The 4,033-nt window shown below is 65.7% G+C and carries 5 protein-coding genes and 1 pseudogene; 5 read left to right on the forward strand and 1 reads right to left on the reverse strand.

The window, feature by feature from the left end; translation table 11 throughout:
• The first annotated feature begins 200 nt into the window (after positions 1 to 200).
• The 5 genes from QO034_RS22965 to glmM all read left to right on the forward strand — a co-directional run bounded on the left by QO034_RS22965 (position 201) and on the right by glmM (position 3,922).
• The gene (locus QO034_RS22965) at positions 201 to 359 is read left to right on the forward strand and encodes a hypothetical protein (RefSeq protein WP_284487831.1); all 159 of its coding nucleotides are present in this window, start codon (positions 201 to 203) and stop codon (positions 357 to 359) included.
• Between the two features lie 114 nt (positions 360 to 473).
• Positions 474 to 575: a multicopper oxidase domain-containing protein gene (locus QO034_RS23435; RefSeq protein ID WP_407696809.1), complete on the forward strand. Its 102-nt coding sequence runs from the start codon at positions 474 to 476 to the stop codon at positions 573 to 575.
• Between the two features lie 72 nt (positions 576 to 647).
• Positions 648 to 1,571 carry a dihydroneopterin aldolase gene (locus QO034_RS22970; RefSeq protein WP_284487832.1) on the forward strand — a complete coding sequence of 308 codons (924 nt, stop codon included), beginning with the start codon at positions 648 to 650 and terminating at the stop codon, positions 1,569 to 1,571.
• A complete protein-coding gene (gene folP / locus QO034_RS22975) occupies positions 1,568 to 2,572 on the forward strand; it encodes a dihydropteroate synthase (RefSeq protein WP_284487833.1) in 1,005 nt (334 codons plus the stop codon). Before QO034_RS22970 ends, folP begins: the two co-directional genes overlap by 4 nt.
• A gap of 3 nt (positions 2,573 to 2,575) precedes the next feature.
• Complete coding sequence (glmM, locus tag QO034_RS22980; protein WP_284487834.1) at positions 2,576 to 3,922, forward strand: phosphoglucosamine mutase; 1,347 nt, start codon at positions 2,576 to 2,578, stop codon at positions 3,920 to 3,922.
• Between the two features lie 12 nt (positions 3,923 to 3,934).
• Here the strand turns inward: glmM and QO034_RS22985 are convergent.
• A pseudogene (locus QO034_RS22985) lies at positions 3,935 to 4,033 on the reverse strand (IS5-like element IS711 family transposase); the annotation flags it as partial.

The raw sequence follows: 4,033 nt of genomic DNA on the forward strand, positions 1-4,033 counted from the left end.
CGCGATGATCGCCCACTGCCTGTCCGTCAATGTCCGCCGGCCCAAGATCGCCTCCCGTTTTCGATCTCGAATCAAACCGGAGGCGATTTGGGAATCCCTTAAATGCAGACGCCGCCTAGAACAAGATGACATACGCGTGTCGCTATTACGGGTGACGGGGCAGGGCGCCGGCCTTATCCAGGTCGGGGAGGAGACCTGGTTTGACCCTGACACGGCGCGACATGCTGGCCTCGACAGCTGCGTTCGCACTGATGCCGCGCGTCACGTTGGCCGAGCCGGGGCCGGTGCTGACCGCACGGGAGGGCGTGCAGCAACTGGCCCCGGACTCCTTTTTCCGCAATGCCGGTCTGAGGCCATAGTGGCAGGGCCGGTGATCCGCTTGCAATCGACGATATGCGGCTTGACCCGGAAACCGTCGGGATCGCGAAGGATTTCGACAGTTTTCACGATCTGACGATCCAGGTTGGGGCGATGTGCGGGCTGGCGCCGACAATCCTGGCGGCTGGATGTTGCGCTGCCACCTGCTTGGCCGCGCCGTGGCCGGGACGATGACGTGGTTCAGGGGTTCAGCGTGACGCGTCGGGTCTGTTAATGCCCGGCCCGATCCTGTAAGCCGGGCATACTGATACAGACAAAGGCCCGGCCACATGACGACCGAAATCCGACTTGCCTTCGCGCATCCGTCCGAACGTGCCAAGGCGACCGCCGAGAAAGGCCCGCTGGACCGCATTTCCCTGCGGGATCACATTGTCGAGGTTGAGATCGGCGCGTTCCAGGCCGAACGCGGGACCACGCAGCGCGTCTGTTTCAACGTCGTGGTCGAGGTGCGCCCTCTGACCGGCCCGATTGATGACGATGTGGACCGGATCCTGTCCTATGACCGTGTGACCGAAGCTATTGCCCACGAACTCGCGGCGGAACGTCTGAACCTGCTGGAAACCCTTGCCGTTCGCATCGCCGAGCGGATCCTGCTGGAACCGCAGGCCATCCGTGCCTTCGTGCGGGTGGAAAAACTCGACCGCGGACCCGGCGCGCTGGGGGTGGAAATCGTGCGCGGGCGCGACCAGGTGGCGTCGCAGGAGCAACTTCCCGAGGACCGCCCGCATCCCCGCCTTGTCTACCTTTCCAATGCGGCGATTGAGTCGGCGAACCTAGCCGGCTGGATCGACCAGATGCTGGCGCGCAAGCGCCCGCTGGTGCTGTGTGTCGGTGCTCACGATCTGCCGCGGCCGCAGACCGGGCACCGGATGACCCAAAGACGGATCGATCTTCTCGCCATCGAACAGAATGCCTGGCGGCTGGCCGCCCGCGATTTGCGCTGCAAGGTCGTGGCGACCCGGACGGAGCTGGACTGGGCGATGAAGAACGGCCAGATCTGTGTCTGGGCGCCCTCCAAGATCGTGCTCGATGCCGTCGACGGCCCTTCCGCGGCCCCGTCCGATGCCGTCGCGCTGGCGGCCTGGTTCGCGGCGACGTTCCAGGCGGGGGAAATGATGGTGATCGGGGCAGAGTTGCCGGATGGCGCAAGCGTGCCCCTGCGGGCCGTGCCGGTGGAGCAGGCGATCCTGTGACCGGCTACTACCGACCGCTGGTGCAGCAGGGCGCGGCGCGCCCCGCGCATGCCTTTGCTCTTGCCGGCGGGCCGCTCTGGTTCACCCATGCCGAACGGATCAGCCGTTCCGAACCGTCCCGCGTCGTGTCCGCGGTGGACATCCCGGATGTCTGGCGCGACCGGCTGAGTGCCCCGCGGGCGCCTGTCGCGGGGCTGGGCATGACGCATCCGCAGGTCATGGGCATCCTCAACGTCACCCCGGACAGTTTTTCCGATGGTGGCAAACATGCGGCGTTCGACAGTGCCCTGAATGCCGGACTTGCGATGGTTTCAGCCGGGGCGGCGATCATCGACATCGGCGGAGAGTCGACACGGCCCGGCGCGGAGCCGGTGCCCGATGATGAAGAAATCCGCCGCACCGCGCCGGTCATCGCCGGTTTGCAAGGCACCACGAAGGCCGCCATTTCCATCGACACGCGCAAGCACGCGGTCGCGCGCGCCGCGCTCGACGCCGGGGCGACGCTCGTCAACGATGTGTCCGGTTTCACCTTTGACGCGGATCTCGCCCCGCTTTGCGCCGAGCGGTCCGCGCCGGTCTGCATCATGCACGCGCGGGGCGACCCGGCGACCATGCAGGACGATCCGCGCTATGACGACGTTCGGCTGGACGTCTATGATTTTCTTGAAACCCGGGTGAACGCGCTGGTGGACTTCGGAATGCCGCGAGGACAGATCCTGATCGATCCGGGCATCGGTTTTGGCAAGACACAGGCGCACAACCTGGCGCTTCTTGAAAATCTGTCGCTTTTTCACGGTATCGGCTGTGCGATCCTGCTCGGGGTGTCGCGCAAGGGCTTCATCGGGCGGATCGGCCAGGCTCCGGACCCCGAGACCCGGTTTCCCGGTTCCATCGCCGTCGGGCTTGCCGCGTTGGCGCAGGGCGTGCAAGTGCTGCGGGTCCATGACGTCGCCGAAACCGTTCAGGCGGTTCGGCTTTGGAATGCAGTCAGGCAGAGGTGACACATGCGTGAACTCTTTGGAACCGACGGCGTGCGGGGCAGGGCCAACGTCCATCCGATGACCGCCGACATGGCGCTGTGCATCGGCGCGGCGGTCGGGCGCTATTTCCGCCGCGACGCGGGCGGCGTGCACCGGGTGGTGATCGGCAAGGATACCCGGCTTTCGGGTTACATGTTCGAAAACGCCCTGACCGCTGGCCTGACGAGCACCGGGATGAACGTGCTGTTGCTCGGCCCGGTGCCGACCCCGGCGGTCGGTTTGATGACAAGGTCGATGCGCGCCGACCTCGGCGTGATGATCTCGGCCAGTCACAATCCGGCGGAAGACAACGGGATCAAGTTCTTCGGCCCCGATGGGTTCAAGCTGTCCGACCAGATGGAAGCCGAGATCGAGTCACTGATCCATGCCGGGGTCGCCCCGGCCGACGCCGCCGACATCGGCCGCGCCAAGCGGATCGACGACGCCCGCTTCCGTTATGGCGAGCGGGTGAAATCCTCGCTGCCGCGCGATTTGCGGCTGGACGGGCTCAAGGTTGTGATCGATTGCGCCAATGGCGCGGCCTATCGCGCCGCGCCGGAAATCCTTTGGGAACTCGGGGCCGACGTGATTCCGGTGGGGGTTGCCCCCGACGGTTTCAATATCAACAGGGATTGCGGATCGACGAAGCCCCGCATCGCGGCCGAAACGGTGATCGCCCATAACGCGCATGTCGGCATCTGCCTGGATGGCGATGCGGACCGTGTGGTGATGATCGACGAGACGGGCGCGGTGGCGAACGGCGATCAGCTGATGGCGCTGCTGGCGACCCGATGGGCCAGCGACGACCGGCTGACCGGCGGCGCGCTGGTGGCCACGGTGATGTCCAATCTCGGGTTGGAGCGCCACTTGCAGGCGCAAGGCCTGCGCCTCGAACGCACCGGGGTCGGCGACCGCTATGTGGTGGAACGCATGCGCTCCGGCGGGTTCAACCTGGGCGGTGAACAGTCGGGACATATCGTGATGACGGATTACGCAACGACCGGCGACGGTCTGATGGCGGGGCTTCATTTCCTGTCCGAGATGGTGCACAGCGGTAAACCGGCCAGCACCCTGGCGCAGCAGTTCGCCCCGGTGCCGCAACTGCTCAAGAACGTCCGTTACGGGGTGGATCAGGCGCCTCTCGACATGGCGCCGGTGCAGGCCGCGATCGCCGAGGCGGAGACTGCGCTCATCGGCAAGGGGCGGCTTTTGATCCGCAAGTCTGGCACCGAGCCGCTGATCCGCGTCATGGCCGAATGCGAGGATGCGGCATTGCTGGAACGCACCGTCGACAGCGTGGTCGACGCGGTGGCGCAGGCGGTCGCGCCCTAGGCGGCGTCTGCATTAGGCGAGCCATGTCATAGCACAGGCAAGGGCAACGAATGCCCGAAAGGACGAGATTGTCTTTTCGCAGCGCAGCGCGATACGACGGAACCGTTTGAT

Origin of the sequence: Sedimentitalea xiamensis (genome assembly GCF_030164465.1) — a bacterium.
GTDB lineage: Bacteria > Pseudomonadota > Alphaproteobacteria > Rhodobacterales > Rhodobacteraceae > Sedimentitalea > Sedimentitalea xiamensis.